A 26989-nucleotide genomic window follows, 5' to 3' on the forward strand; every position below is an offset into this window, starting at 1 on the left:
GTTTTTTCAGCGCCATTTTTATTTCTGTAGGGCAAGGAAATCCCTACGCAAACGTTTTCTTTTTCTGTTAGAATGCGCCCCGAACTGGACGACAGGGCGTAAAATCGTGGGACGTATATGGTCTGGATTGATTACGCCATTATGGCGGTGCTGGGTCTTTCTTGCCTGGTCAGCCTGATCCGCGGCTTCGTTCGCGAAGCTTTATCGTTAGTCACGTGGGGTTGCGCGTTTTATGTCGCCAGCCACTACTACGCTGATCTGTCTGTCTGGTTTACGGGCTTTGAGGATGAACGGGTTCGAAATGGGATTGCTATTGCGGCACTGTTTATCGTGACGCTCATCGTTGGCGCTATCGTGAACTATGTGATAGGCCAGCTGGTGGAGAAAACCGGTTTGTCAGGTACCGACAGGGTATTGGGGATCTGCTTCGGCGCGCTACGTGGGGTGCTGATCATCGCCGCTATTCTGTTCTTCCTTGACACCTTTACCGGGATGGCGAAGAGCGATGACTGGCATCAGTCGCAGTTTATTCCCTATTTTACCCCCGTCATCAGATGGTTTTTTGAATACCTGCAAAGCTCGTCAAGTTTCTTGCCTAAAGTATAGACTTTAGGTCGTTGCTGAACGAGGAAAAGACGTATGTGCGGTATTGTCGGTATCGCCGGTGTTATGCCGGTTAACCAGTCGATTTATGATGCGCTAACGGTGCTCCAGCACCGTGGACAGGATGCCGCTGGCATCATCACCATTGATGCCAACAACTGCTTCCGGTTGCGTAAGGCTAACGGGCTGGTAAGCGACGTATTCGAAGCCCGCCATATGCAGCGTATGCAGGGCAATATGGGGATTGGCCACGTGCGTTACCCCACGGCGGGCAGCTCCAGCGCCTCCGAAGCGCAGCCGTTTTACGTCAACTCGCCGTATGGCATCACGTTGGCGCATAACGGCAACCTGACCAACGCCCATGAGCTGCGTAAAAAGCTGTTTGAAGAAAAACGCCGCCACATCAATACCACCTCAGATTCCGAAATCCTCCTCAATATTTTCGCCAGTGAGCTGGATAACTTCCGTCACTACCCACTGGAAGCGGATAACATCTTTGCCGCGATTGCGGCGACCAACCGCTTGATCCGCGGCGCGTATGCTTGCGTGGCGATGATCATCGGTCATGGCATGGTGGCCTTCCGCGACCCGAACGGCATTCGTCCGCTGGTGTTGGGCAAACGTGACGTAGGCGATGGCCGCACCGAGTATATGGTGGCCTCGGAAAGCGTGGCGCTTGACACCCTTGGCTTTGAATTCCTGCGCGATGTGGCGCCGGGCGAAGCGGTTTATATTACCGAGAAGGGCCAGCTGTTTACCCGTCAGTGCGCCGATAACCCGGTCAGCAACCCGTGCCTGTTCGAGTACGTCTATTTTGCCCGTCCGGACTCGTTTATCGACAAAATTTCCGTCTACAGCGCCCGCGTTAATATGGGAACCAAGCTGGGCGAGAAGATTGCCCGCGAGTGGGAAGATCTGGATATTGACGTCGTTATCCCGATCCCGGAGACCTCCTGCGATATCGCGCTGGAGATCGCCCGCATCCTCGACAAGCCTTATCGACAGGGCTTCGTGAAGAACCGCTACGTCGGCCGCACATTTATCATGCCGGGCCAGCAGCTGCGTCGTAAGTCTGTGCGCCGCAAGCTCAACGCCAACCGTGCGGAGTTCCGCGATAAGAACGTGCTGCTGGTGGACGATTCCATCGTTCGCGGCACCACCTCGGAGCAGATCATCGAGATGGCGCGCGAAGCAGGGGCGAAAAAAGTGTATCTGGCCTCAGCCGCGCCGGAAATTCGTTTCCCGAACGTGTACGGTATCGATATGCCGACCGCCAACGAACTTATCGCTCATGGCCGCGAAGTGGATGAGATCCGCCAGATCATCGGCGCCGATGGCCTGATTTTTCAGGATCTCAACGATCTGATCGAGGCGGTGCGCGCGGAAAATCCGGATATTCAGCAGTTTGAATGTTCTGTGTTCAACGGCGTGTACGTCACCCGGGATGTCGACCAGCAGTACCTCGACTACCTCGATTCCCTGCGTAACGATGATGCCAAAGCGGTTCAGCTGCAGAACGAAGTCGAAAACCTCGAGATGCACAACGAGGGTTAAGCCGTTCACGCGTCGCGGGCCTGCCGTTCCTGATGGACGGCGGGCCTTTTTTTCGCCCGGCAACGGTGCGTCAATGGTTGCACCAACGGCTATAATCCGGCAAAGTCTGCGGCATGACGCGCAAGGGGTAACAGAACGTGAAACGACTGATTATTGGCATTTCCGGCGCCAGCGGCGCCATCTATGGCGTGCGGATGCTGCAGGTGCTGCGGGATGTGCCGGATATTGAAACCCATCTGATCCTCAGTCAGGCGGCGCGCCAGACGCTGGCGATGGAGACCGACTTTACCGTGCGTGAAGTGCAGGCGCTGGCTGATGTGGTGCATGATGCCCGCGACATCGCCGCCAGTATCTCCTCCGGCTCGTTTAAAACCGCCGGGATGGTGATTTTACCCTGCTCAATGAAAACGCTCTCGGGTATTGTCCATAGCTACACGGATGGTCTGCTGACGCGGGCGGCGGATGTGGTGCTGAAGGAGCGTCGTCCGCTGGTGCTCTGCGTGCGGGAGACTCCGTTCCATCTTGGCCATCTGCGACTGCTGGTGCAGGCTGCGGAGCTGGGGGCGGTGATTATGCCGCCGGTGCCGGCCTTCTACCATCGGCCGCAAAGCCTGGATGATGTTATCAACCAGACCGTCAACCGGGTACTCGATCAGTTCGACATTAGCCTGGAACAAGACTTATTTACGCGCTGGCAAGGGTCACAGGATTGCACCAAATAGGTGCGTGAAATGTACGCTTGCGCTGCGCTGGTGCAAATTTGTCGTCCCGATCAAATCCTCGACATTTATTTCGTCTTTTTGCGCTCAGGCGCTGCGGTTTCGCCAGTAATGCTGGTATCTTCCCTTTTAAGACAATCCTGCAACTTTATTTTAACAAATTTAACCCTGTTCCCGGCACGCACCGGGAAGATGGCACAAAAACTGCAGGATTGATCGGCAATCACCATAACAAGCAACGCACCACATCACGACACTTAAGGGTACTGTATGAAGAAGACGATTCTGGCTCTCTCTTTACTCGTGGGAATGAGCAGCACGGCCAGTGTGTTTGCTGCTCTGCCGCAGAGCATTCGCATTGGCACTGACGCGACCTATGCGCCCTTTTCGTCGAAAGACGCGAAAGGGGACTTTGTTGGCTTTGATATCGATTTAGGCAATGAACTGTGCTCCCGTATTAAGGTGAAATGTACCTGGGTCGGCAGTGATTTTGACTCCCTGATCCCCTCCCTCAAGGCGAAGAAAATTGACGCCATCATCTCCTCGCTCTCCATCACCGAGAAGCGCCAGCAAGAGATCGCCTTCTCTGACAAGCTTTATGCCGCCGACTCCCGGCTGATCGCGGCCAAAGGCTCGCCGATCCAGCCGACGCTGGAGGCGCTGAAAGGTAAGCACGTCGGCGTGCTGCAGGGCTCCACGCAGGAAGCCTATGCTAACGATCGCTGGCGCAGCCAGGGCGTTGACGTGGTGGCATATCAGAACCAGGACCTGATCTATTCCGACCTCTCCGCTGGTCGTCTGGATGCGGCGCTGCAGGATGAAGTCGCCGCCAGCGAAGGCTTCCTGAAGCAGCCTGCCGGGAAAGATTTCGCCTTTGCCGGCCCGTCCGTTAAAGACAAAAAGTACTTTGGCGACGGCACCGGTATCGGCCTGCGTAAGGACGACGCCGAGCTGAAAGCCGCGTTTGATAAAGCGCTGGGCGAGATGCGCAAAGACGGCACTTACGACAAAATGGCGAAGAAATACTTCGATTTTAACGTCTACGGCGACTAAGACTGCCGCAGGCCCGCGCTATCGGGTGGGCCTGCCGCCATGCTCGTGTAAAAGCCCTGAAAAGGTGCATCGTCAGACGCTGTGGATCATTTTAGTGCAAAGGCAGGCGCTTTTGTGGCTAAAAATGCATAGTTAAGCGTTTGTGATGCAAAAAAATGGCCTTTCTGGTGCATAAATCTTTGCCCTCAAGGGGCGAATAATGGCACGATAACTGGTGTTAATAGTTCTAATAAACCCGTTAGAATGACAGTCTGTCGAGGATAGTTATGAAAAAACTGGCGTTGTCTCTCTCTTTAGCGCTGGCCCTTTCCAGCGTTTCCACGGTCTTTGCCGCTATTCCGCAAAAAATTCGTATCGGTACCGATCCGACTTATGCTCCCTTCGAATCGAAGAATGCGCAGGGGGAATTGGTGGGTTTTGATATCGATCTGGCAAAAGAGCTGTGTAAGCGTATTAATACCCAATGTACCTTTGTGGAAAACCCGCTGGATGCGCTGATCCCCTCTTTAAAAGCGAAGAAAATCGACGCGATTATGTCTTCGCTGTCGATTACCGAAAAGCGTCAGCAGGAAATCGCTTTCACCGACAAACTGTATGCGGCTGATTCGCGTCTGGTGGTGAAAAAGGGCAGCCCGGTAACGCCGGATCTTGCCACCCTGAAGGGTAAGCGCGTGGGCGTGCTGCAGGGTACGACGCAGGAAACTTATGGTAATGAGCACTGGGCGCCGAAAGGTATCGAAATTGTCTCCTATCAGGGGCAGGACAATATCTATTCCGACCTGACCGCCGGCCGTATTGACGCCGCTTTCCAGGATGAGGTCGCGGCCAGCGAAGGGTTCCTGAAACAGCCTATCGGTAAAGATTATCAGTTTGGCGGTCCGTCGATTAAGGACGAAAAGCTGTTCGGCGTCGGCACCGGTATGGGGCTGCGTAAGGAAGACAACGAACTGCGCGAAGCGCTGAATAAAGCGTTTGCAGAGATGCGTAAGGACGGCACCTACGACAAGCTGGCGAAAAAATATTTCGATTTTAACGTATACGGCGAATAATTCTCACGCCTCACCATTGCGCGTCCGATTCACGCGCAATGGTGGATGACAGACAGGGTAGGCAGCATGCTGTATGGGTTTTCACAGGTTATTTTGCAGGGTGCGCTTGTCACCCTGGAGCTTGCGCTCAGCTCGGTCGTTCTCGCCGTCCTGATTGGGCTGGCGGGCGCTGGCGCAAAGCTATCGAGCAATCGTCCTCTGGCGCTGGTATTTGAAGGCTATACCACACTGATCCGCGGCGTCCCCGACCTGGTGCTGATGCTGTTGATTTTCTACGGCCTGCAGATTGCGCTTAACAGCGTTACCGACGCGCTGGGCATGGCGCAGTTTGATATTGACCCGATGATCGCCGGGATTATTACCCTTGGCTTTATCTATGGCGCCTATTTTACGGAAACCTTCCGCGGCGCCTACCTGGCGGTGCCGAAGGGGCATATCGAAGCGGCCACCGCCTTTGGCTTCAGCGGCGGGCAGACGTTCCGGCGCATCCTGTTCCCGGCGATGATGCGCTACGCGCTGCCGGGGATCGGCAACAACTGGCAGGTTATCCTCAAGGCGACGGCGCTGGTCTCGCTGCTGGGGCTGGAGGATGTGGTCAAAGCCACGCAGCTGGCGGGCAAAAGCACCTGGCAGCCGTTCTACTTCGCCATCGTCTGCGGCCTGATTTATCTGGTATTTACCACCTTTTCTAATGGCGTACTGCTGCTGCTCGAACGCCGCTATACCGTTGGCGTCAAGAGGGCTGACCTGTGATTGAAATTATTCAGGAATACTGGAAATCCCTGCTGTGGACCGACGGCTATCGCTTTACCGGCGTGGCGATTACCTTATGGTTGCTGATCTCTTCGGTGGTCATGGGGGGCATCCTGGCGGTCTTTCTGGCAATCGGCCGCGTTTCGAGCAATAAGTTCATCCAGTTTCCCATCTGGCTGTTTACTTACATATTTCGCGGCACGCCGCTGTATGTGCAGCTGTTGGTCTTTTACTCCGGTATGTACACCCTGGAAATCGTCAAAGGCACTGAACTGCTGAACGCCTTTTTCCGCAGCGGGCTAAACTGTACGGTGCTGGCGCTGACCCTGAACACCTGCGCTTATACCACCGAAATTTTCGCCGGCGCGATCCGCTCGGTACCGGCGGGCGAAATTGAAGCGGCGCGGGCCTACGGCTTCTCTTCGGTCAAACTGTACCGCTGCATCATCCTGCCTTCCGCGCTGCGGATTGCGCTGCCGGCCTACAGTAACGAAGTGATCCTGATGCTGCACTCGACGGCGCTGGCGTTTACCGCTACGGTGCCGGATCTGCTGAAAATCGCCCGCGATATCAACTCGGCCACCTATCAGCCGTTCACCGCCTTTGGCATCGCCGCGGTGCTCTATTTAATTATCTCGTATGTGCTGATTAGCTTGTTCCGCAAAGCGGAAAAGCGTTGGTTGCAGCATATCAAACCTTCTTCGACGCATTGAGAACGCCATGTCCGACAATAAATTAAACGTTATCGATCTGCATAAACGCTATGGGGAACACGAGGTGCTGAAGGGCGTCTCGCTGCAGGCGAAAGCCGGGGACGTTATCAGTATCATCGGTTCATCGGGTTCCGGGAAAAGTACCTTTTTACGCTGTATTAACTTCCTTGAAAAACCGAGCGAAGGCACGATCGTCGTCAGCGGCCAGAATATTGGCCTGGTACGGGATAAAGACGGTCAGCTGAAGGTGGCCGACAAGAACCAGCTGCGCCTGCTGCGCACCCGGTTGACCATGGTGTTTCAGCATTTCAATCTGTGGAGCCATATGACGGTGCTGGAGAACGTCATGGAGGCGCCGATTCAGGTGCTGGGCTTAAGCAAACAGGAAGCGCGCGAACGGGCGGTAAAATACCTGGCCAAGGTCGGGATAGACGAACGTCAGCAGGCAAAATACCCGGTGCATCTTTCCGGCGGCCAGCAGCAGCGTGTCTCTATTGCCCGCGCGCTGGCGATGGAGCCGGAAGTGCTGCTGTTCGATGAGCCGACCTCCGCGCTGGATCCGGAGCTGGTGGGCGAAGTGTTACGCATCATGCAGCAGCTGGCGGAAGAGGGGAAAACCATGGTGGTGGTGACCCACGAAATGGGCTTTGCCCGCCACGTCTCTTCACATGTCATTTTCCTGCATCAGGGAAAAATCGAAGAGGAAGGGCATCCGGACGCGCTGTTCGGCGCGCCGAAAAGCCCGCGCCTGCAGCAGTTTCTGAAAGGTTCGCTGAAATAAACGGCTTACCCGGCGTCTGCGGGCGCCGGGTGGGATTCACGCTCCAGCCGGTAAATCCAGTCATCGTAATCGACGCCGTTCAGATGATAGGCTTTCTCCAGCACCTGCGTGCGCACAAAGCCTTGCTTCTCCAGCAGGCGCGATGATCCACGATTCTCTCCCAACACCCAGGCATTGATGGCCTGTACCCCCAGCGTGCTGAAACCATAATCGCAGATCGCCCGCAGCGCTTCGCTGGCATAGCCTTTTCCCTGAGCCTCGGGCAGCAGCGCATAGCCGACGTCGGCCTCGTGCGGATTTTTAGGGCTGATGCGAAGCCCAATATCGCCCAGCGCATCGCCGCGCTTATTACGCAGAACATACACGCCGGGATCGGCGCAGCGACTGGCGAACACGCTGCGCAACGCCTCCTCGCTTAACACTTCGCCCATAAAACGCATCACCTGCGGATCCTGGCGCAGGCGCAGAAAAAAGGGCCAGTCATCGGTAACAAAGCGGGTAAGCGAAAGGCGAGGCGTGGTGATGGTCGTCATAAAGCAGTCAATTCGAAGAAGAAAAGGCCTACCTTAGCACTTTGCTTCGCCAGGTAACACCGGCGAACCGGCCGGCTGGCGATGAACTCAGGCGCTTCAGGGCGCTGGTTGTCCGGGATATGGCGATGCTGCAGCGCCAGGCTGAGGCCATCCAGGCGTGGAGCATGAGCCAGCAGAATGGAATCAGGGGAGCCAATGCTCCCCTGTGTCAGCCATTAACTCAGCACATCCTTTAGCGCTTCGTCGAGATCGTACCAGCGGAAGGCGAAGCCGGCGGCTTCCAGTCGCTTAGGCAGCGCGCGCTGGCCGCCGAGCACCAGCACAGCGGATTCGCCCATCAGCAGGCGGATGGCGGCGGCGGGAACGCGGAAAATCGCCGGTCGATTGAGCGCATGCCCCAGCGCGTGGGCGAACTGCTCGTTATGCACGGGATAGGGCGAAACCATATTGAATGGGCCGCGCAGATCGTTATCCAGCAGCCACAGAATGCCGTTAACCATATCGTCGATATGGATCCAGGCCAGGTACTGTCTGCCGCTGCCGATAGGCCCACCGAGGCCGAGCTTAAAGGCCGGGGTCATTTTGCCAAGAATACCGCCCCGCGGCGCCAGTACCACGCCGGTGCGCAGCAGACAGACGCGGGTGCGCTCGCTTTGCGCTTCGCAGGCAATTTGCTCCCAGCGGGCGCAGAGCTTATGGGTAAACTCATTGTGCGGCGGCTCTTCTTCAGTCACCACCACTTCGCCGAGGTCGCCGTAATAGCCGGTGGCTGACCCGCTGATCAGCACGGAGGGAGGGGTGTCGCTGGCGTGGATCAAGCCCACCAGCCGCTGAGTGAGATCCCAGCGACTATGGCATAAGCGCTGTTTCTGCTCGGCGGTCCAGCGTTTATCGGCGATGGGCTCGCCCGCCAGATTGATGACGGCATCGATGTCATTGAGGTGGTGATGGCCCTCGAAATCGCGCCACAGCGTGACGCGCGGATCGAGACGGGCGCGGGCGGTATCCGGATGTCGGGTGGAGACCGTGACGCTATGCCCAAGCTCCAGCAGTCTGGGTATCAGATGTCGGCCAATCAGGCCGGTACCACCAGTAAGCAGGATCTTCATACCACCTCCCTGACATGGTTAGCGCCGCCAGCTCATGGTCATGGATACCGAGTCGGCATAGCGCAGCGCGTGAAGTTTATCGATCTCCACTTCAGCATATGTGACCCAGTGATGTTCGCATGCGATATTCAGCACATCCTGAGTTAATTTTTCCAGCAGCGAGAAACGACCATTCTCAAGATGGCTAATGATGCGTTTGGTAATGGTGCGGTAGTTCAACGCATCATTAATGTCCTCGCTGTCGCGCGCTTTATCGGCAGGGTAGTGAATGGCCACATTCACTACCACGTCCTGGCGGTTGGCGATCTCTTCCTCTTTAATACCAATAAAAGTACGCAGGCGCAGGTTCTTAATACGAATAATGGCGTCTGGTTGAGACATTGCAGGCTTCCTCCGTGGTTTAAGTCCTGCAATCATACAACAAAGCGCGACGGGCGAGCAGGGGGTTAATAAGGCTGAATTTTTAGCATCGCTTCCACCGTCGCCGGCCGCTGCTTAATGCGCTCATACCAGTTATGCACCGCCGGATAGTTCGCCAGATCGATCCGCTGGCGGACATGGCAGTTCACCCAGGGCCAGGCGGCGATGTCGGCGATGCTGTAGTGGTCCCCGCCCAGCCACGGGCTGGATCCCAGGCGGTGATTCAGTACCCCATAGAGTCGCTGGGTTTCCACCTGAAAACGCTCAATCGCGTAGGGCACGGTTTGCGGCGCTGAGTGGGAAAAATGCTGATTTTGCCCCAGCATCGGCCCCAGGCCGCCGACCTGCCAGAACAGCCACTGCAGGGTGGTATAGCGCGCCCGCAGCTCCCCGCTCAGCAGCTTGCCGCTTTTTTCCGCCAGATAGAGCAGGATGGCGCCGGACTCGAAGACGCTCAACGGCGCGCCGCCGTCGGCAGGCATGTGGTCGACGATAGCTGGAATTTTGTTATTCGGCGAAATCGCCAGAAACTGCGGATGAAACTGCTCCCCTTTGCCAATATCGACCCGAATTAGCCGATAGGCCAGCTGCGCCTCTTCGAGAAACAGGGTGATTTTGTGGCCGTTTGGGGTGGGTGCATAGTAGAGATCGATCATAATATTTCCCGCCGTCGTGGGTCGCAAACTGATCGAGTATAGGTGAAGCTGCGCGACCCGGGAAAAAATCCGCGAGCGGGGCGCCAGCCACGCAGCGGACGAGCAGTGACATCGCCGGTAAGACAGGCTATGTTGGTTTATTGCCCTGTCTACCAACCCTGAGGAAGTTATGAGCCAGCCTGTGATTACCCTGTGGTCCGATGCCGATTTTTTCTCACCGTACGTGATGTCTGTTTATGTCGCGCTGCAGGAAAAGAGCCTGCCTTTTAGCCTTAAAACCATCGACCTGGGCAGCGGCGAACATCTGCAGGCCGGCTGGACGGGCTATACCGCCACCCGTCGCGTACCGCTGCTGGAGGTTGACGATTTCGCGCTGAGCGAGTCTTCGGCGATTACCGAATATCTCGATGAGCGTTTCGCACCGCCTGAGTGGGAGCGCCTTTATCCACACGATCTGCAAAAGCGGGCCCGCGCCCGGCAGATCCAGGCCTGGCTACGCAGCGATCTGGTGCCCATTCGTGAAGAGCGATCCACCGCCGTGGTGTTTGGCGGGGTGAAAATGCCGGCGCTCAGCGAGGCAGGCAAGCGGTCGGCGGAAAAACTGTTTGCCACCGCTACCACGCTGCTGGCCCACGGCGGGCAAAATTTATTCGGCGAATGGTCTATTGCCGATGCCGACCTGGCGCTGATGCTCAATCGTCTGGTTCTCAATGGCGATGAGGTGCCGGAGGCGCTGGCGGATTATGCGACTTTCCAGTGGCAGCGGGCCTCAATCCAGCGTTACGCGGCGCTTTCCGCCAAACGCGGAGGCTGATAACCCGCCGCGCTTCCGCTATCATAGAGGCATCGTAACCAGTGGAGATGGAACCTATGAAGCTGATGTTTGCCTCCGATATTCATGGTTCGCTACCTGCGACGGAACGCGTGCTTGAGCGGTTCGCGCAAAGTGGCGCCAGGTGGCTGATCATCCTCGGCGATGTGCTTAATCACGGGCCACGCAACGCGCTGCCGGAAGGCTATGCGCCGGCGGAGGTGGCCGAGCGGCTGAACAGCGTGGCGGAGCGCATCATTGCGGTTCGCGGTAACTGCGACAGCGAAGTGGATCAAATGCTGCTTCGTTTTCCCATGACCGCGCCCTGGCAGCAGGTGCTTGGCGAAGGCTACCGCCTGTTTCTGACCCACGGTCATCTTTATAGCCCGGACAATTTGCCGCCACTTGCCGCTGGCGATGTCCTGGCGTATGGCCATACTCATATTCCGGTTGCTGAAAAACGCGGGGCGTTCTCTCTGTTTAATCCAGGCTCAGTGAGTATCCCGAAAGGGGGATATTCCGCCAGCTATGGGCTACTGGATGAGGGGCGTCTGCAGGTTTTAGCACTCAATGATAATCAGGTTATTGCAGAGGTCGCAATTTACCCGTAATTTAGCCCTCAATCATAAAGACGCGCCGCAAGAGCGCTTTTAAAGTAAGGTTTCCTGATGGCGGAACAGAATCATTTGGCAAGCACAGAATGGGTCGATATTGTTAATGAAAACAATGAGGTGATAGCACAGTCCAGCCGCGAGCAGATGCGCGCGCAGTGCCTGCGCCACCGGGCGACCTATATCGTCGTTCACGACGGAATGGGGAAAATTCTGGTGCAGCGACGCACCGAGACAAAAGACTTTCATCCGGGCATGCTGGATGCCACCGCCGGCGGCGTCGTGCAGGCTGATGAGCAGCTACTGGAGTCGGCCCGTCGCGAGGCGGAAGAGGAGTTAGGCATCGCCGGGGTGCCGTTTGCCGATCACGGCCAGTTCTACTACGAAGATAAATTCTGCCGCGTCTGGGGAAGCCTGTTCAGCTGCGTCTCCCACGGGCCGTTTGCCCTGCAGGAAGAGGAGGTGAGCGAGGTGTGCTGGTTAACGCCGGAAGAGATCACCGCCCGTTGCGATGAGTTCACGCCCGACTCGCTGAAAGCGCTGGCGCTGTGGATGACCCGTAACGCCGGCAACGAGTATGATGACGCGGAAGAGAGCGAGCGCGAATAAACGCGCTAACGCGTGGCAGCAACTGCTGTTCGCCTCCTGACAAAAAAGGCAGCCATCTGGCTGCCTTTTGCTTTCTCTCAGCGGGCGATTACTTCTGCTGCTGAGCTGACTGGATCGCGGTCAGTGCGATGGTGTAGACGATATCGTCAACCAGCGCGCCACGAGACAGATCGTTGACCGGCTTGCGCATACCCTGCAGCATCGGCCCGATGGAGATCAGGTCGGCAGAGCGCTGTACCGCTTTGTAAGTGGTGTTACCGGTGTTCAGATCCGGGAAGATGAACACGGTCGCACGGCCAGCTACCGGCGAGTTCGGCGCTTTGGATTTCGCGACGTCAGCCATCACCGCGGCGTCATACTGCAGCGGGCCGTCGATCATCAGGTCAGGACGTTTTTCCTGCGCCAGACGGGTCGCTTCGCGGACTTTTTCTACATCGCTACCCGCGCCGGAAGTACCGGTGGAGTAGGAGAGCATCGCCACGCGCGGTTCGATGCCGAAGGCAATCGCGGAGTCAGCGGACTGAATCGCGATTTCCGCCAGCTGCTCTGCGGTCGGATCCGGGTTGATCGCGCAGTCGCCGTAAACATAAACTTGTTCCGGCAGCAGCATGAAGAACACGGAAGAGACCAGCGAGCTGCCCGGTGCGGTTTTGATCAGCTGCAGCGGCGGACGAATGGTGTTGGCGGTGGTGTGTACCGCGCCGGACACCAGGCCATCGACTTCGTCCTGTTCCAGCATCAGGGTGCCGAGAACCACGTTATCTTCCAGCTGCTCGCGGGCGACGGCTTCGGTCATGCCCTTGTTCTTACGCAGTTCGACCAGGCGAGCCACGTAGCTTTCGCGCACCACTTCCGGGTCGACGATTTCGATACCGGCGCCCAGCTCAACGCCCTGCGCTGCTGCAACGCGGTTAATCTCATCCGGGTTGCCCAGCAGCACACAGGTGGCGATCCCTCGTTCGGCGCAGATGGCTGCAGCTTTCACGGTACGCGGCTCGTCGCCTTCCGGCAGAACGACGCGTTTGCCGGCTTTGCGCGCCAGCTCGGTCAGCTGGTAGCGGAAGGCTGGCGGAGAGAGACGACGGCTGCGCTCGGAGGTCGCGGTCAGCGATTCGATCCAGTCGGCGTTGATGTAGTTGGCAACGTATTCCTGAACTTTCTCAATGCGCTCGTGATCGTCAACCGGTACTTCGAGGTTGAAGCTCTGCAGGCTCAGGGAGGTCTGCCAGGTGTTGGTGTTGACCATAAACACCGGCAGGCCGGTGGCGAAGGCGCGTTCGCACAGCTTGCTGATGCGCGCGTCCATTTCATAGCCGCCGGTCAGCAGGATGGCGCCGATTTCCACGCCGTTCATCGCTGCCAGGCAGGCGGCAACCAGCACGTCAGGACGATCTGCGGAAGTAACCAGCAGCGAACCTGCGCGGAAGTGCTCCAGCATGTGCGGGATGCTGCGCGCGCAGAAGGTCACGGATTTCACGCGGCGGGTGTTGATATCGCCTTCGTTGATGATGGTCGCATTCAGGTGATGGGCCATGTCGATCGCGCGGGTGGCGATCAGATCGAAGCTCCACGGTACGGCGCCCAGCACCGGCAGCGCGCTGCCTTTTTGCAGCTGAGCCGGGTCGATCTTCACGACTTTCGCTTTGGATGAGTCGTCGAAAATTTCCGACAGGTCAGGACGGGTACGGCCCTGCTCGTCGACCGGCGCGTTCAGTTTGTTGATGATAACGCCGGTGATGCTGGTGTTTTTCGCGCCGCCAAAACTGTTGCGGGTCAGTTCAATACGCTCGTTCAGCTGTTCTGGCGTATCGGTACCTTGCGACATGACGAAGACGATTTCCGCGTTCAGGGTTTTGGCGATTTCAAAGTTCAGCGCCTGAGCGAACTGATGCTTACGGGTCGGCACCAGGCCTTCCACCAGCACCACTTCCGCGTCCTGGGTGTTCGCGTGATAGTTGGCGATGATCTCTTCCATCAGCACATCTTTCTGATTGCTGGAGAGCAGAGATTCAACGTGGTTCATCTTCAGCGGTTCAGCAGCGGTGGTGGTGGAGGAGCTGGCGCGAACGATGGTGGTGGTCTGGTCCGGGGCATCGCCGCCGGAGCGCGGCTGGGCGATAGGTTTAAAGACGCTCAGACGAACGCCTTTGCGTTCCATAGCGCGGATCACACCGAGGCTGACGCTGGTCAGACCTACGCTGGTACCGGTAGGAATTAACATGATAGTACGGGACACGGTATATCCTCTTTCGTTACCGCCAGTATCAGGCGGGATACAAAACAGCACCACCAGCGACCCGTCATACTCCACGTTGCACGTGCGTTGGCTCTACTTGCTCACCCCGGTCGCGTATGCGCCGGGGATCTGCTGTGTCGCCGCCTTCCTGCAGCGCGAAGTATTGCGGGTCAGGGCTGGCGGTGTGGAATTATGCGGTCAGACGGCTGGCGTCTTGCGCGATGACCAGCTCTTCGTTGGTCGGGATAACCACGGCAGGACGGGTGCCTTCTTTGTTGATGAAGCCAGACTTGCCGAAGCGGGCAGCCAGGTTACGCTCATGGTCAACTTCGAAGCCCAGTACGCCCAGTTTGCCCAGCGACAGCTCACGCACCATCGCGGCGTTTTCACCGATGCCACCGGTGAAGACCACGGCGTCGAGACGGCCGTCCATCAGCGCGGTGTAGGAGCCGATGTATTTCGCCAGGCGGTGGCAGTAGACGTCCATCGCGCGTTTAGCGTCGGCTTTTTCCTGGTAGTTGTCTTCTACGTAGCGGCAGTCGCTGGTGACTTCGGTCAGGCCCAGCAGGCCGGACTCTTTGGTCAGCATTTTGTTGATGGCGTCAACGCTCATGCCCAGGGTGTCGTGCAGATGGAAGATGATTGCCGGATCGATATCGCCGGAGCGGGTACCCATCACCAGGCCTTCCAGCGGGGTCAGACCCATGGAGGTGTCAACGCATTTGCCGTTACGAATAGCGGAAACCGAACCACCGTTGCCAAGGTGGCAGGTGATGATGTTCAGCTCTTCAACCGGCTTGTTCAGGATCTTAGCGGCTTCCTGAGTCACGTAGAAGTGGCTGGTGCCGTGTGCGCCGTAACGACGAACGCCGTGCTCTTTGTACAGGCTGTACGGCAGGGCGTAGAGATAGGATTCTTCCGGCATGGTCTGGTGGAACGCCGTATCGAATACTGCCACGTTTTTGTCTTTCAGGTGCGGGAAGGATTTCAGCGCTTCAGCGATGCCGATCAGATGTGCCGGGTTGTGCAGCGGTGCGAAGGACGCCGCGTCTTTAATGCCCTGAATCACGGACTCGTCGATGACGACGGAGCTGGTGTATTTTTCACCGCCGTGGACGATACGGTGGCCAATTGCGGTCAGCTGAGCAGACAGTTCTGGTTTTTGTGCCAGAATAGTGTTAACGATAAAGTTCAGTGCTTCGCTGTGCGCGGCGCCCGCGCCTAATTCGGCTTCTTGTTTGCCGCCGTCAATTTTCCATTTGATACGGGCTTCTGGCAGGTGGAAGCATTCCGCTAAACCGGACAGGTATTCGTCGCCGTTAACGGCGTCAAGGATAGCAAATTTCAGAGAGGAGCTACCGCAGTTCAGAACCAGTACTAACTTACTCGACATGGAAGTACCTTTTTATGATACGTGGCTAAAAAAACGTCAGTGTGTCATTAGCGTAGCGCAGGATGACCTCGACATTTATGATTAACATCATGCCTTGTTCTGTTTTCAGGCACGATGAGATAAGTACATTTGATTTTATGCCATTTTGCATAATTTTCAGCCAATGGCAGAATATGCGATAATTTGACTAGCCTGGCAAAAGAGTCTATCCGCCCTTTCAGGCGGGCACAGGATACCTGATTGCGGCATCCTTTGCCAAAATCTTTTGAACGATGTCATGCATAGTTGGTGTTTTGCACGAATTTTTTAAGTTTTATATGTAAAGTTGAGGTAAAGCCATGTCGACCCCTGAGAAACGCCCCGTTAGCTTCTTTAGCTTGTTCAACCGCGGGCAGCACTACGCGAAGACCTGGCCTCTCGACAAGCGCCTCGCGCCGGTATTTATTGAAAACCGCATCATTCGTGCCACCCGCTACGCCATCCGCATCATGCCGCCGATCGCCATTTTCACCCTCTGCTGGCAGATAGCGCTGGGCGGCCAGCTGGGGCCCGCCGTGGCCACTGCGCTGTTTGCACTGAGCCTGCCGATGCAGGGGTTATGGTGGTTGGGTAAACGTTCAGTGACGCCGCTGCCGCCTTCCATTCTTAACTGGTTCTACGAAGTACGCGGCAAACTGCAGGAGGCGGGGCAGGCGCTGGCGCCTGTCGAAGGCAAGCCCGATTATCAGGCGTTGGCTGACACGCTTAAGCGCGCCTTCAAACAACTCGATAAAACTTTCCTTGATGATTTGTAATTCACTACGGAAAACGCATATAAAAGAAGGCGCATGATTTATGCGCCTTCTTTATTTCACGCCCTACCGTGCTACAGGAGTCACAACATGGAAATGACCAATGCGCAGCGTCTGATTTTATCCAATCAGTACAAGATGATGACGATGCTCGACCCGGACAATGCGGAGCGCTACCGTCGTCTGCAAACCATCATTGAGCGTGGGTATGGGCTGCAGATGCGTGAACTGGACCGCGAGTTCGGCCAGCTGACGGAAGAAACCTGCCGTACCGTAATCGACATCATGGAGATGTACCACGCGCTACACGTCTCCTGGACCAACCTGAAAGATGCGGCGGGTATCGACGAGCGTCGGGTCACCTTCCTCGGATTTGATGCCGCCACCGAAGCGCGTTTTCTCGGCTACGTGCGCTTTATGGTCAACGTTGAAGGCCGTTACAGCCACTTTGACGCCGGCACCCATGGCTTTAACTCGCAGACCCCGATGTGGGAGAAATATCAGCGGATGCTGAGCGTCTGGCACGCCTGCCCACGCCAGTATCATCTGAGCAGTAACGAAATTAACCAAATCATCAATGCCTGAGGGAGGTGCCCGTGCAGTGTAAAGGTTTCCTGTTCGATTTAGACGGGACACTGGTGGATTCCTTGCCGGTGGTGGAGCGTTCATGGTGCAAATGGGGGGATCGTTTCGCCATTGACCATGATGAAATTCTCAGTTTTATTCACGGCAAGCAGGCCATTACCTCCATTCGCCATTTTATGCCGGGTCGCAGCGAGGAGGATATCCAGGCCGAATTCCGTTATCTCGAGCAGATGGAAGCCACTGATATCGAAGGCATCGTCGCTCTACCGGGGGCGTTAGCCCTGTTGAATACGCTCAATGAGGCTGGGATCCCGTGGGCGATTGTCACCTCCGGCTCGATTCCGGTTGCCCATGCGCGTCACCGCGCGGCGGGCCTGCCGATGCCGGAGGTGTTTGTCACCGCTGAGCAGGTGAAGCATGGCAAGCCGGCGCCGGACGCCTATCTGCTGGGCGCCGAGCGGCTGGGTCTGCCTGCCGGGGAGTGCGCGGTGGTGGAAGATGCGCCGGCGGGGCTCCTCTCCGGACTGGCGGCCGGCTGTCGCACTATCGCGGTCAACGTGCCCGCCGATGCCCCCCGTCGGGATGAAGCCGACCTCGTGCTGAGCAGCCTGGAAGATCTGGTGGTTGAACGCCAGACTGACGGCGTGGTAAATGTGCGTCTTAAAGCGTAAACCCATGATTTCGCCCCGCGTCGTCGGGGCTTTTTTATGCCACTATGTCGACTCCCACTTGTGACAAGGAAACGTTGTGAACGGTGAATTGATTTGGGTTTTATCCCTCCTGGCCATCGCAGTTGTTCTGTTTGCTACCGGTAAGGTGCGCATGGATGCTATCGCCCTGATGGTCATTGTCGCCTTTGTCCTCAGCGGCACGCTGACGCTGACCGAAGCTTTTTCCGGGTTCAGCGATCCTAACGTGATCTTGATTGCCGCCCTGTTTATTATCGGCGACGGCCTGGTGCGTACCGGGGTGGCCACCAAGATGGGCGCCTGGCTGGTGAGCGTGGCAGGCAACAGCGAAACCAAAATGCTGATCTACCTGATGCTCACCGTCGCCGGGTTGGGCGCGTTTATGAGCTCCACCGGCGTGGTCGCCATTTTCATTCCGGTGGTCCTTAGCGTCTCGGCGCGGATGAATACCTCACCCTCGCGGCTGATGATGCCGCTGAGCTTCGCCGGGCTTATCAGCGGGATGATGACCCTGGTGGCGACGCCGCCCAACCTGGTGGTCAACAGTGAACTGCTGCGCGAAGGACTGCACGGCTTCAGTTTTTTCAGCGTCACGCCGATTGGCCTGGTGGTGCTGATCCTGGGCATCGTCTATATGCTGGCGGTGCGCTTTATGCTGAAGACGGATAATGGCGATTCCGCGCGCGATGGGCGAAAAAGAAGTACCTTTCGCGATTTGATCCGCGAATATCACCTCACCGGCCGCGCCCGCCGGCTGGCGATCCGACCCGGTTCGCCGATGATCGGTCAGCGGCTGGATGATTTAAAGCTGCGTGAGCGCTACTGTGCCAACGTCATCGGCGTTGAGCGCTGGCGACGGTTCCGTCGGGTGATTGTTAACGTCAATGGGGTCTCGGAATTTCGCGCCCGCGACGTCCTGCTGATCGATATGTCTGCCTCCGATGTCGACTTGCGCCAGTTCTGCGGCGAGCAAATGCTCGAGCCGATGGTGCTGCGCGGGGAGTATTTTGCCGATCAGGCGCTGGATGTGGGGATGGCGGAGGTGGCGCTGATCCCGGATTCAGAGATGATGGGCAAAACGGTGCGTGAGATAGCCTTCCGCACCCGGTTTGGTCTCAATATCGTCGGCATGAAGCGCGATGGCAAGGCGATGGATGGTTCCGTGGTCGATGAGCCGCTGCAGCTCGGCGATATTCTGCTGGTGGTCGGCAACTGGCGGCAAATTGCCCTGCTGGCGAAGCGCGGCCGGGATTTCGTGGTGCTCAATATGCCGGTTGAGGTTGATGACGCTTCGCCGGCCCACAGCCAGGCTCCGCACGCGATTTTCTGTCTGGTGCTGATGGTGGCCCTGATGCTGACGGATGAAATCCCCAACCCCATCGCCGCGATCATCGCCTGTCTGCTGATGGGCAAATTCCGCTGTATCAACGCCGAAAGCGCCTACAAGGCGATCCACTGGCCGAGCATCATTCTGATTGTCGGGATGATGCCGTTCGCCCTGGCGTTGCAGAAAACCGGTGGGGTGGATCTGGTGGTTAAGGGACTAATGGACGTCGCCGGAGGCGAGGGGCCTTATCTGATGCTCGGCTGCCTGTTTGTGATGTGCGCGGCGATAGGCCTGTTTATCTCTAACACGGCCACCGCGGTGCTGATGGCGCCTATTGCCCTGGCGGCGGCGAAGTCGATGGGTGTGTCGCCTTATCCCTTTGCCATGGTGGTGGCGATGGCGGCTTCGGCGGCGTTTATGACCCCGGTCTCGTCGCCGGTTAATACTCTGGTGCTTGGCCCGGGTAAGTACTCATTTAGCGATTTTGTCAAAATCGGCGTGCCCTTTACCGTGCTGGTGATGGTGGTCTGCGTTCTGCTGATCCCGGTGCTCTTCCCGTTTTAAGATATGCAGGCCGGGTAGGGGGCGACCGCTGCCCAGCCTGAAAAATTACAGCGGCGAATCCTGGCTGATTTCATCCAGCGACAGCTGGAAGCTCGGGACAAACACCTGCATAAAATAATCCATCTCCGCGCTGCGCCGCGACGCCAGCGTTTTTTCCAGACGGCCTTTGGCCAGCAGAAATTCGTTGTTGCCCGCCGACAGCTCTTCGAGGCATTTCAGGTAGGCGCAGAGGGCGTCAGCCTGTTTGACGATCGACTGCTCTTCCTCACTGTAATGATGCTCGTCAATCAGCGGTTCGAAAATATCGCGCAGCTCGTCAGGCACCATATCCACTAGCTTCTGCTGGGCGATTTTCTCAATCGCCTTATATTCCTGGGCAATCTGTGAATTAAAATATTTCACTGGGGTAGGGAGATCACCGGTTAAAACCTCGGAGGCGTCGTGGTACATCGCCAGCAGGGCGATACGCTCTGGGTTGACCTGGCCGCCAAATTTGCGGTTTTTAATCGCCGCCAGCGCGTGGGCGACCATCGCCACCTGCAGGCTGTGCTCGGAGACATTTTCGGTGCGCACGTTGCGCATCAGCGGCCAGCGGTTAATCAGTTTCAGACGGGAGAGGTGGGCAAAGAAATGACTCTGACTCATAGGAACCCTTAATCAGTGACAACATCGGGTTCCATTGTGCGCAGGGATCGCCGCCGGATGCAAATGCCGGCGGCAGCACGACTAAAGCTGATGGTAGCCGGAGAGGAAGCGGCCAAAGCGGGAGATCGCCATCTCCAGGTCGTCTTCGCGAGGCAGGGTCACAATACGCACGTGATCCGGCCACGGCCAGTTAAAGGCAGTACCCTGCACCAGCAGCACTTTCTCCTGCAGCAGGAAATCGAGCACCATTTTCTGGTCGTCGTGAATATTGAAGCGTTTGGCGTCAATTTTCGGGAACATGTACAGCGCGCCTTTTGGCTTCATGCAGGAGACGCCCGGAATATCGTTGATCAGCTCCCAGGCGCGGTTGCGTTGTTCATACAGACGCCCGCCGGGAATGATGAATTCGCTGATACTCTGGTAGCCGCCCAGCGCGGTCTGGATAGCATGCTGGGCCGGCACGTTGGCGCACAGACGCATTGAGGCCAGCATTTCCAGTCCTTCGATATAGCCTTTCGCGTGTTTTTTCGGGCCATTCAGCACCATCCAGCCCTGACGGAAGCCGGCGACGCGGTAAGTTTTCGACAGTCCGTTGAAGGTCACCGTCAGCAGATCCGGCGCCAGAGCGGCAATCGAGTGATGCTGGGCTTCGTCGTAGAGGATCTTGTCGTAGATCTCATCGGCGAAAATAATCAGGTTGTGCTGGCGGGCGATCTCCACGATCTCCTGCAGCAGCTCTTTGGAGTAGACCGCGCCGGTGGGGTTGTTGGGGTTGATGATCACGATCCCGCGGGTGCGAGGCGTGATTTTGGCGCGGATATCGTCAAGATCCGGAAACCAGTCAGAGGATTCGTCACACAGATAGTGCACCGCTTTACCACTGGAAAGAGACACCGCCGCCGTCCACAGCGGGTAGTCCGGAGCGGGAACCAGCATCTCATCGCCACTGTTTAACAGCGCCTGCATCGCCTGCACAATCAGCTCGGACACGCCGTTGCCGATGTAAATATCTTCCACGGTGACATCGCGCATTCCCCGCGCCTGGTAATGCTGCATGATAGCTTTACGCGCCGAGTACAATCCTTTCGAATCGCAGTATCCCTGGGCGGTAGGCAGATTGCGGATGACGTCGACGAGGATCTCGTCAGGGGCCTCGAAGCCGAAGGGTGCCGGGTTGCCGATGTTCAGTTTCAGAACCTTATTGCCTTCTTCTTCAAGACGTTTCGCTTCTTTCAGAACCGGTCCGCGGATGTCATAACAGACGTTCTCTAACTTGCTGGATTTTTCGATGGGGGACATGAATCTTGACCTTTTAGCTGTTATCGCCACTCCCTGCCGTGGAAGTCAGCACGGAACAATGTACTCCGCCTCCCCGCTGTTTTGAAGGCTTTGCAGGAGAAGATTTTGCTAATGCAGGATTTTAAGCGTAATTGATTTATCTGTTGGTTGCTGGTTTTTCCTATGGTTTATGCCTTTTCATGGCATTTTTTCGGTCGTCTATGTTGATGTAGTGCCTTTTTTACCATCATTTATCTGGTTTGTTGGTTAGGTAAACGGGGCGCTGGAGAATGGGGGGCGGCTAGAAAACGCTATTCTTAATCTCATAGCGGTTGATTTGTAATTTTGATGTTAAATAATTTTAATAAAAAACTGCGCGTAAGCGCATTATTATTATTTTTGACAGGTAATAATCTGAGGTTTGTTAATTTATATAAAATGTTGAAAAAAATTTAAAATTATCTCAGTTAATCCTTATTAAGGCTTATAAAAAGGATGGGAATCGGTTAGAATATCGCCGTTAATATCAGTGGTAGTCGGCATGAATTATGGCTGAATTGATATTTAATATATTGTTATTACAGGATTTTATTGTTCGTCGTTCGCCAAAAAGAAGTCCGGCGAAAGAGAGGCTTTCTCACCGCTACTGCGCGATTTTCCGGGGCGACGTAAGACGCCTGGCTGGCCGTGGTAATAAATAATAATGAGAAATACGAACAATATATTACTCCGGTGTTCTGCGCATTTGCTCAGACGAGTACTTTGGCATGTAATAACGTTCGTCCAGTTGTTTATCCGCCATCAGACGGTGAGCACGAGGCTCAGGGAATAGCCGGAAACCTGGCGTAAAGCATCAACAAGGCAGGTCAGCGTTAGCCACCTGTAAGTGAAGAAAGATGATTAATACAACACGTCCGATACTCAACCTCGATCTCGATCTGCTGCGCACCTTTGTAGCAGTCGCTGATTTGAACACCTTCGCCGCCGCCGCCGCCGCAGTGTGTCGTACCCAGTCCGCGGTCAGCCAGCAAATGCAACGCCTGGAGCAACTGGTTGGCAAGGAGCTTTTCGCTCGTCACGGACGCAATAAACTGCTGACCGAGCAGGGCATCCAGTTGCTGGGCTATGCCCGCAAAATCCTGCGCTTTAACGATGAAGCCTGCATGTCGCTGATGTATGGCAGCCTGCAGGGGGGACTGACCATCGGCGCGTCGGAAGAAACCGCTGATACTATCCTGCCGTTTCTGTTAAACCGCATCGGCTGCTTCTATCCCAGAATGACGCTGGAGATTAAAGTCCATCCCCATGCCGTCATCATGGCGATGCTGAGCGCGGGAGAGGTCGATCTGGCATTAACCACCCATCAGCTTCCCGGTTTTACTGCTTTCACGCTGAGAACGTCGCCTACCCTCTGGTACTGTGCAGCGGACTACGTGCTGGCGAAAGGGGAATCGATCCCCCTCATCTTGCTCGAAGAGCCTGGCCCGTTCCGTGAGGACATCATCGCCGCGCTGGAGGCTGCCCGCGTCTCCTGGCATCTGGCCCACGGCGCCTCGTCGCTCTCCGGGGTGAAAGCGGCGGTGAAAGCCGGGCTGGGGGTCACCGCGCGTGCGGTCGAAATGATGAGCCCGGATTTGCGCGTGGCCGGCATCAGCGATGGCCTGCCGGTCCTGCCGGATACCCGGTACGTCGTTAGCTGCAATCCGCAGACGGTGGGCGAACTACCGCAGGCGATTTTTCAGTCTCTGAGCCAGGAGAGCGATCCCTGGCGCGCCGGGCCGGCACTTACTCCGGAAGAGGGAGGAAGCACCTTCATTTTGTGAGGTTATTTTGCTAACAAAGATCACAAAAACTGGTAACAGAATGTAAGTGCCCAAAAAGAGCCTCAAGGGTGGGTTTCCCGTCTGGTGGCTCTTTTTTTTGCACTATTATTGATGTTTTGAATCTTTTTTTTATTTCTTTGCAAGAAAATCAGCATATTGGCGTGACCTGGCGCTCACCTTGCCGACTTTTCCCAGCACTTTCAACACTTCCTGCTAATGTTAAAAAACCGGATGGATTGTTGCCGATTTCCTGGGGTAATTAACAAAACCGTGTCGCAGATCAAGAAAATACCCCTCTTTGGGGGGAGGAATCGAGGCTAAATCCTGTCAAAATAGCAGGGATTTTTGATTTACGACGGAAACGGACACGATTCAACAACACTAAAACCGAACAGTATGCAAGGTTATTTCGCATAAAAGGGCATTTAATGTTAATGAAAAGATTCCAATGTAAATTAATGTTATGAAAACTTTTGTTAAAGTTGACAAAAGGTTAAAGAAAGGGGTAAAAAGCCACGGCATCTGGGCTTCTCACATCTTCCAGGGACGCTTTTTTGCACGGTTATTTTTTATTCCTCCCGTGAAACGCTGTGGCGTTCATCTGCCAGTAAGAGCAGAGGGTTTTGGCGCTACACTTTTTTGGTTAAGCAATGCGTATGTCAACATCCACTGAAGTCATCGCTCATCACTGGGCATTCGCTATATTTCTCATCATCGCTATCGGCCTGTGCTGCCTGATGCTCGTCGGCGGCTGGTACCTTGGCGGTCGCGCGCGCGCGCGTAGCAAAAACACGCCGTTTGAATCGGGGATCGACTCCGTTGGTTCGGCCCGCTTACGTCTTTCTGCGAAGTTTTATCTGGTTGCCATGTTCTTCGTTATCTTCGACGTGGAAGCCCTGTATCTCTACGCATGGTCGACCTCCATCCGCGAGAGCGGTTGGGTCGGCTTTGTGGAAGCCGCAATTTTCATTTTAGTGCTACTGGCTGGTCTGGTTTATCTCGTTCGCATCGGCGCACTGGACTGGACGCCTGCGCGTTCCCGTCGCACGCTGGTTAACCCGGAAACAGACAGTCCCACTAACCGTCATATGCAGTAAAAGCGAGGCAATAAGATGGATTATACGCTCACCCGCATAGATCCTAACGGTGAGAACGACCGTTACCCCCTGCAGAAACAGGAGATCGTTACCGACCCCCTGGAGCAGGAAGTCAACAAAAGCGTGTATATGGGGAAACTCGAACACGCGCTGCATGACATGGTGAACTGGGGCCGTAAGAACTCAATTTGGCCGTATAACTTCGGCCTTTCTTGCTGTTATGTGGAAATGGTGACGTCATTCACTGCGGTGCATGACGTTGCGCGCTTTGGGGCCGAAGTTCTGCGCGCCTCTCCGCGTCAGGCGGACCTGATGGTGGTCGCCGGAACCTGCTTCACCAAAATGGCGCCGGTGATTCAGCGTCTCTATGATCAGATGCTGGAGCCGAAGTGGGTGATTTCCATGGGCGCCTGCGCGAACTCCGGCGGCATGTACGACATCTATTCCGTCGTCCAGGGCGTGGATAAATTCATCCCGGTCGATGTGTACATCCCGGGCTGCCCGCCGCGTCCGGAGGCCTATATGCAGGCGCTGATGCTGCTGCAGGAGTCCATTGGTAAAGAACGTCGTCCGCTCTCATGGGTGGTTGGCGATCAGGGCGTCTATCGCGCCAATATGCAGTCGGAACGCGAGCGTAAACGCGGCGAACGTATTGCAGTGACCAATCTGCGGACGCCGGACGAGATTTAATTTGCGCCTGCGGGCGGGAGAAACACTTCGCAAATCAATCTACAACAGCGCGAAGTCTCGCCCGGCAGTCACCACGGACCTTTTGCAATGGTGAACAATATGACCGATTTAACCGCGCATGACGCCGCACCAGCCTGGCAAACCCGCGATCACCTTGATGACCCGGTGATCGGCGAACTGCGCAACCGCTTTGGGCCGGATGCCTTTACCGTTCAGCCAACCCGCACCGGCGTACCGGTGGTATGGGTCAAGCGCGAGCAGCTGCTTGAGGTGGGTGATTTCCTGAAGAAATTGCCGAAGCCTTACGTGATGCTGTTTGACCTGCACGGTATGGACGAACGTCTGCGCACGCACCGCGATGCCCTGCCCGCCGCGGATTTTTCCGTTTTCTATCACCTGATTTCCATCGACCGCAACCGCGACATCATGCTCAAGGTGGCGCTGTCTGAAAACGATCTGCATCTGCCAACCTTCACCAAACTGTTCCCCAACGCCAACTGGTATGAGCGTGAAACCTGGGAAATGTTTGGTATTACCTTTGATGGCCACCCAAATCTGCGTCGCATCATGATGCCGCCGACCTGGGAAGGCCACCCGCTGCGTAAAGACTACCCGGCGCGCGCCACCGAATTCGATCCATTTGAGCTGACCAAAGCCAAACAGGATCTGGAGATGGAAGCGCTGACTTTCAAACCGGAAGAGTGGGGCATGAAACGCGGCACCGACAACGAGGACTTCATGTTCCTCAACCTCGGTCCGAACCACCCGTCCGCGCACGGTGCCTTCCGCATTATTCTGCAGCTGGATGGCGAAGAGATCGTCGACTGCGTGCCGGATATCGGTTACCACCACCGCGGCGCCGAGAAGATGGGCGAGCGCCAGTCCTGGCACAGCTACATCCCGTACACCGACCGTATCGAATACCTTGGCGGCTGCGTCAACGAGATGCCGTACGTGCTGGCCGTAGAAAAACTGGCCGGGATCACCGTGCCGGATCGCGTCAACGTGATCCGCGTGATGCTCTCCGAACTGTTCCGCATCAACAGCCACCTGCTGTATATCTCAACCTTTATTCAGGACGTCGGCGCGATGACGCCGGTCTTCTTCGCCTTTACCGATCGGCAGAAAATCTACGATCTGGTGGAAGCGATCACCGGTTTCCGTATGCACCCGGCGTGGTTCCGCATCGGCGGCGTCGCGCACGATCTGCCGCGCGGCTGGGATCGTCTGCTGCGTGAGTTCCTCGAGTGGATGCCGAAGCGTCTGGACTCCTATGAAAAAGCCGCCCTGCGCAACACCATTCTGAAGGGCCGTTCCGTCGGCGTGGCAGCCTATACCGCCAAAGAGGCGCTGGAGTGGGGCACCACCGGCGCAGGCCTGCGCGCCACAGGTATCGGCTTCGACGTGCGTAAATGGCGTCCTTATTCTGGCTACGAAAATTTCGACTTCGAAGTCCCGACCGGCGGTGGCGTTTCTGACTGCTACACCCGCGTGATGCTGAAAGTCGAAGAGCTGCGCCAGAGCCTGCGCATTCTTCAGCAGTGCCTCGACAATATGCCGGAAGGGCCGTTCAAAGCGGATCACCCGCTGACCACGCCGCCGCCGAAAGAGCGCACGCTGCAGCATATCGAAACCCTGATCACCCACTTCCTGCAGGTATCGTGGGGCCCGGTCATGCCGGCCAACGAATCCTTCCAGATGATTGAGGCGACCAAGGGGATTAACAGTTACTACCTGACCAGCGACGGCAGCACCATGAGCTACCGTACCCGCGTCCGCACGCCGAGCTTTGCGCACCTGCAGCAGATCCCGTCGGCGATCCGCGGCAGCCTGGTATCCGACCTGATCGTCTATCTGGGTAGTATCGATTTTGTTATGTCAGACGTGGACCGCTAAT

At 56.3% G+C, this 26989-nt stretch carries 29 protein-coding genes; 20 read left to right on the plus strand and 9 right to left on the minus strand.

Annotated features, from left to right (window positions below):
* Positions 1–117: 117 nt before the first annotated feature.
* From cvpA to KHQ24_RS19515, 3 genes are all read left to right on the plus strand, one after another.
* Positions 118–606 (plus strand): colicin V production protein, encoded by a 489-nt coding sequence (gene cvpA / locus KHQ24_RS19505; protein WP_002913214.1) that lies wholly within the window; start codon positions 118–120, stop codon positions 604–606.
* Positions 607–639: 33 nt separating this feature from the next.
* The gene (gene purF, locus KHQ24_RS19510; protein ID WP_004180758.1) at positions 640–2157 is read left to right on the plus strand and encodes an amidophosphoribosyltransferase; all 1518 of its coding nucleotides are present in this window, start codon (positions 640–642) and stop codon (positions 2155–2157) included.
* Between the two features lie 137 nt (positions 2158–2294).
* On the plus strand, positions 2295–2879 hold the full coding sequence (locus KHQ24_RS19515; protein WP_004180755.1) for a UbiX family flavin prenyltransferase: 585 nt from the start codon (positions 2295–2297) through the stop codon (positions 2877–2879).
* Between the two features lie 65 nt (positions 2880–2944).
* On the opposite strand, the gene KHQ24_RS19520 is transcribed toward KHQ24_RS19515, so the two are convergent.
* Entirely contained in the window at positions 2945–3106 is a 162-nt protein-coding gene (locus KHQ24_RS19520) for a hypothetical protein (protein ID WP_004140952.1), read from the minus strand.
* Between the two features lie 40 nt (positions 3107–3146).
* On the opposite strand from KHQ24_RS19520, the gene argT reads away from it, so the two are divergent.
* From argT to hisP, 5 genes are all read left to right on the plus strand, one after another.
* Complete coding sequence (argT, locus tag KHQ24_RS19525) at positions 3147–3929, plus strand: lysine/arginine/ornithine ABC transporter substrate-binding protein ArgT (RefSeq protein ID WP_004180753.1); 783 nt, start codon at positions 3147–3149, stop codon at positions 3927–3929.
* A gap of 266 nt (positions 3930–4195) precedes the next feature.
* On the plus strand, positions 4196–4978 hold the full coding sequence (gene hisJ / locus KHQ24_RS19530; RefSeq protein ID WP_002913209.1) for a histidine ABC transporter substrate-binding protein HisJ: 783 nt from the start codon (positions 4196–4198) through the stop codon (positions 4976–4978).
* A gap of 66 nt (positions 4979–5044) precedes the next feature.
* On the plus strand, positions 5045–5731 hold the full coding sequence (locus tag KHQ24_RS19535) for a histidine ABC transporter permease HisQ (protein WP_153668563.1): 687 nt from the start codon (positions 5045–5047) through the stop codon (positions 5729–5731).
* Entirely contained in the window at positions 5728–6444 is a 717-nt protein-coding gene (gene hisM / locus KHQ24_RS19540) for a histidine ABC transporter permease HisM (RefSeq protein WP_002913207.1), read from the plus strand. Before KHQ24_RS19535 ends, hisM begins: the two co-directional genes overlap by 4 nt.
* Before the next feature lie 7 nt (positions 6445–6451).
* Entirely contained in the window at positions 6452–7225 is a 774-nt protein-coding gene (gene hisP / locus KHQ24_RS19545; RefSeq protein WP_002913206.1) for a histidine ABC transporter ATP-binding protein HisP, read from the plus strand.
* 5 nt (positions 7226–7230) lie between these two features.
* On the opposite strand, the gene KHQ24_RS19550 is transcribed toward hisP, so the two are convergent.
* The gene (locus KHQ24_RS19550; RefSeq protein ID WP_017899517.1) at positions 7231–7758 is read right to left on the minus strand and encodes a GNAT family N-acetyltransferase; all 528 of its coding nucleotides are present in this window, start codon (positions 7756–7758) and stop codon (positions 7231–7233) included.
* A 119-nt stretch (positions 7759–7877) separates the two neighbouring features.
* On the opposite strand from KHQ24_RS19550, the gene KHQ24_RS19555 reads away from it, so the two are divergent.
* Positions 7878–7994: a hypothetical protein gene (locus KHQ24_RS19555; RefSeq protein WP_032425776.1), complete on the plus strand. Its 117-nt coding sequence runs from the start codon at positions 7878–7880 to the stop codon at positions 7992–7994.
* Here the strand turns inward: KHQ24_RS19555 and KHQ24_RS19560 are convergent.
* From KHQ24_RS19560 to yfcG, 3 genes are all read right to left on the minus strand, one after another.
* Entirely contained in the window at positions 7974–8867 is an 894-nt protein-coding gene (locus KHQ24_RS19560) for a TIGR01777 family oxidoreductase (protein ID WP_017899519.1), read from the minus strand. The genes KHQ24_RS19555 and KHQ24_RS19560 overlap by 21 nt on opposite strands.
* A gap of 18 nt (positions 8868–8885) precedes the next feature.
* Entirely contained in the window at positions 8886–9248 is a 363-nt protein-coding gene (gene folX, locus KHQ24_RS19565; RefSeq protein WP_002913200.1) for a dihydroneopterin triphosphate 2'-epimerase, read from the minus strand.
* A gap of 65 nt (positions 9249–9313) precedes the next feature.
* The gene (gene yfcG / locus KHQ24_RS19570) at positions 9314–9943 is read right to left on the minus strand and encodes a GSH-dependent disulfide bond oxidoreductase (RefSeq protein WP_004201763.1); all 630 of its coding nucleotides are present in this window, start codon (positions 9941–9943) and stop codon (positions 9314–9316) included.
* A gap of 169 nt (positions 9944–10112) precedes the next feature.
* Between yfcG and yfcF the strand changes: the two genes are divergently transcribed.
* The 3 genes from yfcF to yfcD are packed head-to-tail and all read left to right on the plus strand — an operon-like array spanning position 10113 to position 11974.
* A complete protein-coding gene (gene yfcF / locus KHQ24_RS19575; protein WP_004201762.1) occupies positions 10113–10757 on the plus strand; it encodes a glutathione transferase in 645 nt (214 codons plus the stop codon).
* Between the two features lie 56 nt (positions 10758–10813).
* The gene (yfcE, locus tag KHQ24_RS19580) at positions 10814–11365 is read left to right on the plus strand and encodes a phosphodiesterase (protein ID WP_004201761.1); all 552 of its coding nucleotides are present in this window, start codon (positions 10814–10816) and stop codon (positions 11363–11365) included.
* A 57-nt stretch (positions 11366–11422) separates the two neighbouring features.
* Entirely contained in the window at positions 11423–11974 is a 552-nt protein-coding gene (gene yfcD, locus KHQ24_RS19585) for an NUDIX hydrolase YfcD (RefSeq protein ID WP_002913197.1), read from the plus strand.
* 88 nt (positions 11975–12062) lie between these two features.
* Here the strand turns inward: yfcD and pta are convergent, their stop codons facing one another.
* Positions 12063–14210 (minus strand): phosphate acetyltransferase, encoded by a 2148-nt coding sequence (pta, locus tag KHQ24_RS19590; protein ID WP_004201759.1) that lies wholly within the window; start codon positions 14208–14210, stop codon positions 12063–12065.
* 190 nt (positions 14211–14400) lie between these two features.
* Complete coding sequence (ackA, locus tag KHQ24_RS19595) at positions 14401–15603, minus strand: acetate kinase (RefSeq protein ID WP_004201756.1); 1203 nt, start codon at positions 15601–15603, stop codon at positions 14401–14403.
* Between the two features lie 338 nt (positions 15604–15941).
* Here ackA and yfbV point away from each other — a divergent pair, with 338 nt between their 5' ends.
* The 4 genes from yfbV (at position 15942) to KHQ24_RS19615 (ending at position 19559) form a co-directional block, all read left to right on the plus strand.
* A complete protein-coding gene (gene yfbV / locus KHQ24_RS19600; RefSeq protein WP_002913194.1) occupies positions 15942–16397 on the plus strand; it encodes a terminus macrodomain insulation protein YfbV in 456 nt (151 codons plus the stop codon).
* An 87-nt stretch (positions 16398–16484) separates the two neighbouring features.
* Positions 16485–16979: a YfbU family protein gene (locus tag KHQ24_RS19605; RefSeq protein ID WP_004201754.1), complete on the plus strand. Its 495-nt coding sequence runs from the start codon at positions 16485–16487 to the stop codon at positions 16977–16979.
* Positions 16980–16990: 11 nt separating this feature from the next.
* Positions 16991–17650, plus strand: a complete 660-nt coding sequence (locus tag KHQ24_RS19610; protein ID WP_004201751.1) for a sugar phosphatase — start codon at positions 16991–16993, stop codon at positions 17648–17650.
* A gap of 76 nt (positions 17651–17726) precedes the next feature.
* Complete coding sequence (locus tag KHQ24_RS19615; protein ID WP_023318785.1) at positions 17727–19559, plus strand: SLC13 family permease; 1833 nt, start codon at positions 17727–17729, stop codon at positions 19557–19559.
* A 45-nt stretch (positions 19560–19604) separates the two neighbouring features.
* Here the strand turns inward: KHQ24_RS19615 and yfbR are convergent, their stop codons facing one another.
* Positions 19605–20204: a 5'-deoxynucleotidase gene (yfbR, locus tag KHQ24_RS19620; RefSeq protein ID WP_004201749.1), complete on the minus strand. Its 600-nt coding sequence runs from the start codon at positions 20202–20204 to the stop codon at positions 19605–19607.
* Between the two features lie 81 nt (positions 20205–20285).
* On the minus strand, positions 20286–21503 hold the full coding sequence (gene alaA / locus KHQ24_RS19625; protein WP_004201748.1) for an alanine transaminase AlaA: 1218 nt from the start codon (positions 21501–21503) through the stop codon (positions 20286–20288).
* Positions 21504–22378: 875 nt separating this feature from the next.
* On the opposite strand from alaA, the gene KHQ24_RS19630 reads away from it, so the two are divergent.
* The 4 genes from KHQ24_RS19630 to nuoC all read left to right on the plus strand — a co-directional run bounded on the left by KHQ24_RS19630 (position 22379) and on the right by nuoC (position 26988).
* Positions 22379–23305 carry a LysR family transcriptional regulator gene (locus KHQ24_RS19630; RefSeq protein ID WP_094311684.1) on the plus strand — a complete coding sequence of 309 codons (927 nt, stop codon included), beginning with the start codon at positions 22379–22381 and terminating at the stop codon, positions 23303–23305.
* Between the two features lie 650 nt (positions 23306–23955).
* The gene (gene nuoA / locus KHQ24_RS19635; protein ID WP_002913181.1) at positions 23956–24402 is read left to right on the plus strand and encodes an NADH-quinone oxidoreductase subunit NuoA; all 447 of its coding nucleotides are present in this window, start codon (positions 23956–23958) and stop codon (positions 24400–24402) included.
* A 15-nt stretch (positions 24403–24417) separates the two neighbouring features.
* Positions 24418–25092, plus strand: a complete 675-nt coding sequence (gene nuoB, locus KHQ24_RS19640; protein WP_002913178.1) for an NADH-quinone oxidoreductase subunit NuoB — start codon at positions 24418–24420, stop codon at positions 25090–25092.
* An 87-nt stretch (positions 25093–25179) separates the two neighbouring features.
* Positions 25180–26988, plus strand: a complete 1809-nt coding sequence (gene nuoC, locus KHQ24_RS19645; protein ID WP_211777421.1) for an NADH-quinone oxidoreductase subunit C/D — start codon at positions 25180–25182, stop codon at positions 26986–26988.
* Position 26989 lies beyond the last annotated feature (1 nt).

It is taken from the genome of Klebsiella sp. 54, from assembly GCF_018223875.1.
Taxonomy (GTDB): domain Bacteria; phylum Pseudomonadota; class Gammaproteobacteria; order Enterobacterales; family Enterobacteriaceae; genus Klebsiella; species Klebsiella quasipneumoniae.

What these genes read in the sequence shown, in the direction of transcription:
- alaA (WP_004201748.1), bottom strand. Translation starts at nt 21,503, where the DNA reads ATGTCCCCCATCGAAAAATCCAGCAAGTTAGAGAACGTCTGTTATGAC.
- KHQ24_RS19555 (WP_032425776.1), top strand. Translation starts at nt 7,878, where the DNA reads ATGGCGATGCTGCAGCGCCAGGCTGAGGCCATCCAGGCGTGGAGCATG.
- ackA (WP_004201756.1), bottom strand. Translation starts at nt 15,603, where the DNA reads ATGTCGAGTAAGTTAGTACTGGTTCTGAACTGCGGTAGCTCCTCTCTG.
- yfcE (WP_004201761.1), top strand. Translation starts at nt 10,814, where the DNA reads ATGAAGCTGATGTTTGCCTCCGATATTCATGGTTCGCTACCTGCGACG.
- purF (WP_004180758.1), top strand. Translation starts at nt 640, where the DNA reads ATGTGCGGTATTGTCGGTATCGCCGGTGTTATGCCGGTTAACCAGTCG.
- KHQ24_RS19630 (WP_094311684.1), top strand. Translation starts at nt 22,379, where the DNA reads ATGATTAATACAACACGTCCGATACTCAACCTCGATCTCGATCTGCTG.
- nuoB (WP_002913178.1), top strand. Translation starts at nt 24,418, where the DNA reads ATGGATTATACGCTCACCCGCATAGATCCTAACGGTGAGAACGACCGT.
- nuoC (WP_211777421.1), top strand. Translation starts at nt 25,180, where the DNA reads ATGGTGAACAATATGACCGATTTAACCGCGCATGACGCCGCACCAGCC.
- yfcG (WP_004201763.1), bottom strand. Translation starts at nt 9,943, where the DNA reads ATGATCGATCTCTACTATGCACCCACCCCAAACGGCCACAAAATCACC.
- hisJ (WP_002913209.1), top strand. Translation starts at nt 4,196, where the DNA reads ATGAAAAAACTGGCGTTGTCTCTCTCTTTAGCGCTGGCCCTTTCCAGC.
- hisP (WP_002913206.1), top strand. Translation starts at nt 6,452, where the DNA reads ATGTCCGACAATAAATTAAACGTTATCGATCTGCATAAACGCTATGGG.
- yfcF (WP_004201762.1), top strand. Translation starts at nt 10,113, where the DNA reads ATGAGCCAGCCTGTGATTACCCTGTGGTCCGATGCCGATTTTTTCTCA.
- KHQ24_RS19560 (WP_017899519.1), bottom strand. Translation starts at nt 8,867, where the DNA reads ATGAAGATCCTGCTTACTGGTGGTACCGGCCTGATTGGCCGACATCTG.
- KHQ24_RS19550 (WP_017899517.1), bottom strand. Translation starts at nt 7,758, where the DNA reads ATGACGACCATCACCACGCCTCGCCTTTCGCTTACCCGCTTTGTTACC.
- yfbR (WP_004201749.1), bottom strand. Translation starts at nt 20,204, where the DNA reads ATGAGTCAGAGTCATTTCTTTGCCCACCTCTCCCGTCTGAAACTGATT.
- argT (WP_004180753.1), top strand. Translation starts at nt 3,147, where the DNA reads ATGAAGAAGACGATTCTGGCTCTCTCTTTACTCGTGGGAATGAGCAGC.
- yfcD (WP_002913197.1), top strand. Translation starts at nt 11,423, where the DNA reads ATGGCGGAACAGAATCATTTGGCAAGCACAGAATGGGTCGATATTGTT.
- folX (WP_002913200.1), bottom strand. Translation starts at nt 9,248, where the DNA reads ATGTCTCAACCAGACGCCATTATTCGTATTAAGAACCTGCGCCTGCGT.
- KHQ24_RS19535 (WP_153668563.1), top strand. Translation starts at nt 5,045, where the DNA reads ATGCTGTATGGGTTTTCACAGGTTATTTTGCAGGGTGCGCTTGTCACC.
- KHQ24_RS19605 (WP_004201754.1), top strand. Translation starts at nt 16,485, where the DNA reads ATGGAAATGACCAATGCGCAGCGTCTGATTTTATCCAATCAGTACAAG.
- nuoA (WP_002913181.1), top strand. Translation starts at nt 23,956, where the DNA reads ATGCGTATGTCAACATCCACTGAAGTCATCGCTCATCACTGGGCATTC.
- yfbV (WP_002913194.1), top strand. Translation starts at nt 15,942, where the DNA reads ATGTCGACCCCTGAGAAACGCCCCGTTAGCTTCTTTAGCTTGTTCAAC.
- cvpA (WP_002913214.1), top strand. Translation starts at nt 118, where the DNA reads ATGGTCTGGATTGATTACGCCATTATGGCGGTGCTGGGTCTTTCTTGC.
- KHQ24_RS19520 (WP_004140952.1), bottom strand. Translation starts at nt 3,106, where the DNA reads ATGGTGATTGCCGATCAATCCTGCAGTTTTTGTGCCATCTTCCCGGTG.